Below are 4,958 nucleotides of genomic sequence, written 5' to 3' on the forward strand. Positions count from 1 at the left end.
ACGGAATTATCGGCAACAGGGAGATTCTCTATTTCACCCAGCCTGAATTCCACATTTTCATAGCCTCCCGTTTTGGCATTTCTTCTCGCCTTCTCCACCATTGCGGGAGTCATATCCACGCCGATTACCTTTCCCGTTTTGCCAACTCTTTGAGCGGCAAGAAAGCAGTCGAAACCCGCGCCTGATCCGAGGTCAAGAACAGTCTCACCCTCTTGCAAAGAGGCGAGTGCCACTGGGTTACCGCAGCCAAGGCCCAGATTTGCCCCTTGAGGGACTGACCTAAGTTCATCGTCCGAGTAACCTATCGTCCTGCCGACGTCTTCTGCCAGGCTAGCTCCCCCGCAGACCGTGGACCCTGGCGCGCAGCAGGTATTTTCCTCCCTGGCTATCTTTGCATAACCTTCCTTTACCGTCTTTTTGATATCATTCTTCTTCATCATTCCGCGCCAGCGGCGAGCGCCTGGCCTATCCAACGGGTTTTCTTCATTTTATTCTTACGTCTCTTCAGCTACCCTGCTTCGTGCTCTGTTCGACCATAGGTTACCTTTTGTTTTCTTGTGTGCTTCCATAACCGCGCCGGTGAGGACTAGTGAACAATGAAAAGCGCCACGAAGAGACAAAGCACCGTAATAGCCTGTAATCCGACCCGCGCAAACATGAGCTCATGGCTGTGCAACCGGTCAAACTCGCCACCACGGCCCATGGAGACAATGCCAGTCAATAGCGCGCCAGTCGTCGCGAGCAGACCGATGACGATAATGACAGTGAGAATTTGCATGATCACACCCCACTTATTCACCTGATTAGGCGGTACCTTTCGACCCGCTAGATCTAGGCTACCTAAGCACATAGTTGCCTACTTTTCCTTGATCTAGATCAACCAATCGGACATTGGCCGATGGTAGGCTTGGCCCGGCCAAACAGGTGGGACGAAGGCAGGAGCTTAATTAAGATGGCCTACCCGTTTTTTCCAATGATCTCGGCCACCGGCGCAACCCTGGCAAGCTATTACCATCGACTCAGGGAGCACGGTTTAAACGACTCCCACAGCGGGAATGCTTCCGTCAGAATTAACGATAGTGGGCGGACCCTTGCAAACCGCACAAGACTAGGGTAGTTGGTGTAACTAATTATGGAATGGAAAGTACTTCTGACCGTCTTTGGAACAATCTTTGTTGCTGAGCTTGGCGACAAGACGCAGCTTGCAACGCTGTTGTTTGCTGCCGACAAAGCCGTGAACAAGTGGTTGGTGTTTGTCGGTGCGTCGTTTGCGTTAGTTGCAGCCTCTGCTCTGGGGGTACTCGTTGGTGCTAGTATTTCTCAGTACGTCGGTGAGCGCATGCTTCATATGTTGGCCGGTGCCGGCTTCATTGCCATTGGCATCTGGACCTTGTTCCGATAGTTCATGAGACGAACAGCGAAATCACAGCCCAGGTTGGCGATGACATGCTCATGCGTATCACCGAGGGACGCGGTGTTGATGTCGCTATCGAAGCGCTGGGAACGCAGGAAACTTTTGAAAGCTGCCTTCGGGATCGGAATGACGATGGATGGCAAGCGATTTGGTCCCATAGATTTGGGAGGACTACTACATTTTCAGTCAGTAACGATCCTGGATATACCGTTTGATGACCTGATTAATCAATATGTCGGATCCCGTTCTACGGAGATCGCGCAAAGCATTAGCTTAAGTCTGAAGGAGTCTTGGTTAGTTGTTGTTCGTGCCCACGGCGTTTATTCGGCTGGCGTGAGCCTAGCGGATGCGTATAAGAGGATTTGTACACTAGAACAGTCAGCAAAGATCTATTCAATCTCGGTTAACCAATAAAAACTAACACCTGTCTTCCCCATGTGGGGAGGGCGTTAACCAATCCGTACCCCGAACAACTTCGGTTTCCCGGTACCCGTCTCGGGAACCATCCGTTTCCCCTCCGGCCCCATCATCACCTCCTAGCTATTGCGTTGTTCGAAATCCTTTTCTCTCACGATACGGGCACACAGGCATTGATATGGATCATGTTTTCGGCAGATTGAGCCAACGACTCCCGCAGTTAAGAGCTTGGAGAGCATTGAGATGGTGACGCGTTACGCCCATCTCCCAGACGCCGTGTAGCCCCAGTCAATGCTGCGCGTGCCGCCAAGGCAGGTCCGCGCTAGTGTCTTGGATAGACGCTAATCGGTGCTGCAGGGCCTTTTGTTGCTCCGGCGTGCGGGTTCGCTCCTTTTCGAAGTAGCCAGTGGTATCCCACGGTTCATTTATCCTCTGGCATCCCGTGAAAAAAACCAAGCCGAGCAGCAGGATAACCAGGCTAAGAGTCAGTCTGCGGTTCATTGTCGCCTCCGTTGCGTAAGGTTCGCCGAGGGCATAAGAGAACATACACGCCCTAAGTCTGCATTGACTTAGATCAACTAGATGAGGCAATGCTTCAGATTTCGCAGGTGGTGGAGGCAAGTTGGGGGATGACCTTGCATCTTCCCTCCCACTACTCCATTTGCGGTGAACATTCCGTAGAGTACGTCTTTGCGGCATTCATCACCTCCGAGTCTACTCATCTCTGCCGTCCGGTAATCGAGGCACGTGCCGTCTAATCCTAAGCCAGGGAAACGTCACTTGGGTTTTAGGGCCGCAGAAAAAGTTCCCGCACTTCAGCCTATCTAGGTCGCGATTCACTGATCCAGATCAATTCTTATGTGTGGGACCTATGCTAGCGTTTCCAACAAATCCGAGGAGGCACTTATATTATGATGACGAAACTAGACGGTCCTATGATAGCCTTGCTCATGGCGCTGGTGTTGGCTGTCGCCAGCGGCTGTGCGACGGCGCCCCAGGAAGAACCGGGACCCGCGGTACCGGCGGCGGCACCCGAGGCGATGCCGGAGCCGGAACCCGCGGCAGCGCCCGAACCGCCCGCCCCCGAACCCGAGGCCACGCCTGAGCTGGCGGCCATGGTGGAAGAGGCCCCGGAGATGACTTATACGGTGGTCCGCGGCGACACGCTGTGGGACATCGCCGGCTACCGCGCCATTTACAGCGATCCGTATCAGTGGCCGCTTATCTATAAGGCCAACAGCCATCAGATCGAGGATGCCGACCTGGTCTATCCCGATCAGGTCTTGATGATTCCGAATGCGGAGGCCGCCGAGATTGAGGCGGCGATCCAACATGCCCGAACCCGGGGTGCGTGGTCGCTGGGCGTGGTCGAGGAGTCCGACCTGGCATATCTGCGGCAATAGCCAACTGGCCACACTATCGATGTCTTTTATGGCCGAGCAGTTTCATGCGAATTTGGGACAGCATGTGCGCGACGCTGCTTTCCACTGGCGCGCGTCGTGGCGCCATGATGGCGACACTGCCCTGCGATCATCCAGACATCGAAGAGTTTGTCAGCGCCAAGCAGGATAATCGAGAACTGCGGCATTTCAATATGTCGGTCCAGGTCACCGATGATTTATGGAGGCGATACGCCGCGATGGTGAGTGGGAGCTGGTGTTTCCCGTTGCAGAGCTCGGGGACGATGCAGGAAATGCCGCACCAGTTCTCTGTCGCGTGCTACGCCGCCTACGCGCACACACCCTTTGGGACGAACTTATGCGTGCGACATACGACTACGCGGCGCCGACGTGATGTTGTTGCTTGGATCCCCTCGACGTCAAACTAAACGTAAACGTGGTAAGCGATGAGACATCACCTTATCCTGCGGATTGTTGCCAAGTTACTTATCCCGCCGATCCTAATGTTTGCCCTATACGTGCAGTTCCACGGCGATTTCGGACCAGGGGGTGGTTTTCAGGCTGGCGTCATTTTTGGCGCCGGGTTTATTCTCTACGCCCTAGTCTTCGGCGTGGAGACAGCAAGGAAAGTCGCACAACCAAGGAGCGTGCGAGTGATGGTGGCAGTCGGCATCTTACTCTATGGCACAGTAGGGTTGGTTTCGCTGTTACTCGGTGGAAGCTATCTGGACTATAGCGTGCTTGCCGATGATCCGGTTCGTGGTCAACGCCTGGGGATATTTATTATCGAACTCGGCGTTGGCACTACTGTCGCGGCCGTGATGATTACGATCTTCTTCACGTTTGCAAGTCGAGGTCGTTCGTAATGGCGTGGCTCGGTCTGTATAACTACTGGGTTGTAATCTTTCTGATGATGGCCGGCTTTTACGTGGTGATTGCACGTGGCAATCTGGTAAAGAAGATTGTCGGGCTTAACGTGTTTGTGTCAAGATCGCGTTTCAAGCAATCTGGGAATGCCTGCTATGGGTCGTTTCCAGCCGTTCGCAATCTGACACTGTCTGTTAGGTCGAGTACTGACTAATATACCTTAACCGTCAGCATGCACATCTTTAAGTCTTCAATTCGTCGTGTCTTTCTTCATCATATCTTTCATCATGTTCTTCATCATCATTTTATGCTCCTTGCTCTTCATCTTTTCCTTCATCGTCTCTTGAACTATTTCCTTAATCAGAGCCTTATGCTCCTCGCTCGTTAGCTCCTCTCTTATCTACTCCTGAGTTGCGCAGGCCTCAAGACCAAACCCGATGATCAACCACAGGGGTATGATCGTCTTCCGCAGCACAAATCTCATTGTTTCCTCCTACATCAGCGATTGGCACAACACTAGGATAACTGAAAACGTGAAAATTTTACACTTTCTACAAAGAGCAAGAAGGGGTAGGTCCAACTATTGCCCGATGCGCGAAGAACGGGACTTGGTGGCATTGAATAGACCGGTCCTCTGACAAATGTCGATCGATATCGGAAACAGCCCGACTGTTGGCTCGGTCGCGTAGATCCTGCCGAAGGCACGACAACATATCGCAACAAAACTTGATCTAGGTCAATCTAAAAAACTCCATTTTATGTTTTGATCTATCCACCTTGATGATGGAAATAACTTGGAGGTTACGTGGACTGCCTCAACACCAGATTTTTCCCTTGCGGTTGAAGGGGTGAAAGGGGTC

The 4,958-nt window shown here is 52.6% G+C and carries 7 protein-coding genes and 1 pseudogene; 6 read left to right on the top strand and 2 right to left on the bottom strand.

The window, feature by feature from the left end:
* The coding region (locus O6944_10725) for a methyltransferase domain-containing protein (protein ID MCZ6719609.1) at positions 1-437 on the bottom strand (437 nt) is incomplete at its 3' end.
* 149 nt (positions 438-586) lie between these two features.
* Positions 587-778 (bottom strand): twin transmembrane helix small protein, encoded by a 192-nt coding sequence (locus O6944_10730; protein ID MCZ6719610.1) that lies wholly within the window; start codon positions 776-778, stop codon positions 587-589.
* Between the two features lie 354 nt (positions 779-1,132).
* Between O6944_10730 and O6944_10735 the strand changes: the two genes are divergently transcribed.
* From O6944_10735 to O6944_10760, 6 genes and pseudogenes are all read left to right on the top strand, one after another.
* On the top strand, positions 1,133-1,402 hold the full coding sequence (locus O6944_10735; GenBank protein ID MCZ6719611.1) for a TMEM165/GDT1 family protein: 270 nt from the start codon (positions 1,133-1,135) through the stop codon (positions 1,400-1,402).
* Positions 1,403-1,546: 144 nt separating this feature from the next.
* Positions 1,547-1,828, top strand: a complete 282-nt coding sequence (locus tag O6944_10740) for a class II aldolase/adducin family protein (protein ID MCZ6719612.1) — start codon at positions 1,547-1,549, stop codon at positions 1,826-1,828.
* 593 nt (positions 1,829-2,421) lie between these two features.
* On the top strand, positions 2,422-2,589 hold the full coding sequence (locus O6944_10745; GenBank protein ID MCZ6719613.1) for a hypothetical protein: 168 nt from the start codon (positions 2,422-2,424) through the stop codon (positions 2,587-2,589).
* A gap of 177 nt (positions 2,590-2,766) precedes the next feature.
* Positions 2,767-3,234: a LysM peptidoglycan-binding domain-containing protein gene (locus O6944_10750; GenBank protein ID MCZ6719614.1), complete on the top strand. Its 468-nt coding sequence runs from the start codon at positions 2,767-2,769 to the stop codon at positions 3,232-3,234.
* Positions 3,235-3,266: 32 nt separating this feature from the next.
* Positions 3,267-3,619 (top strand): annotated as a pseudogene (locus O6944_10755) (hypothetical protein).
* Positions 3,620-3,677: 58 nt separating this feature from the next.
* Positions 3,678-4,097, top strand: coding sequence for a Na(+)/H(+) antiporter subunit B (locus O6944_10760; GenBank protein ID MCZ6719615.1), 420 nt, complete (start codon positions 3,678-3,680; stop codon positions 4,095-4,097).
* The last annotated feature ends 861 nt before the right edge of the window (positions 4,098-4,958 follow it).

It is taken from the genome of Gammaproteobacteria bacterium (genome assembly GCA_027296625.1).
Lineage (GTDB): Bacteria > Pseudomonadota > Gammaproteobacteria > JAKEHO01 > JAKEHO01 > JAKEHO01.

Excerpts from the sequence above, each read along its gene's own strand:
- O6944_10760 (MCZ6719615.1), top strand. The coding sequence starts at position 3,678 with ATGAGACATCACCTTATCCTGCGGATTGTTGCCAAGTTACTTATCCCG.
- O6944_10750 (MCZ6719614.1), top strand. The coding sequence starts at position 2,767 with ATGATAGCCTTGCTCATGGCGCTGGTGTTGGCTGTCGCCAGCGGCTGT.
- O6944_10740 (MCZ6719612.1), top strand. The coding sequence starts at position 1,547 with ATGGATGGCAAGCGATTTGGTCCCATAGATTTGGGAGGACTACTACAT.
- O6944_10730 (MCZ6719610.1), bottom strand. The coding sequence starts at position 778 with ATGCAAATTCTCACTGTCATTATCGTCATCGGTCTGCTCGCGACGACT.
- O6944_10745 (MCZ6719613.1), top strand. The coding sequence starts at position 2,422 with ATGCTTCAGATTTCGCAGGTGGTGGAGGCAAGTTGGGGGATGACCTTG.
- O6944_10735 (MCZ6719611.1), top strand. The coding sequence starts at position 1,133 with ATGGAATGGAAAGTACTTCTGACCGTCTTTGGAACAATCTTTGTTGCT.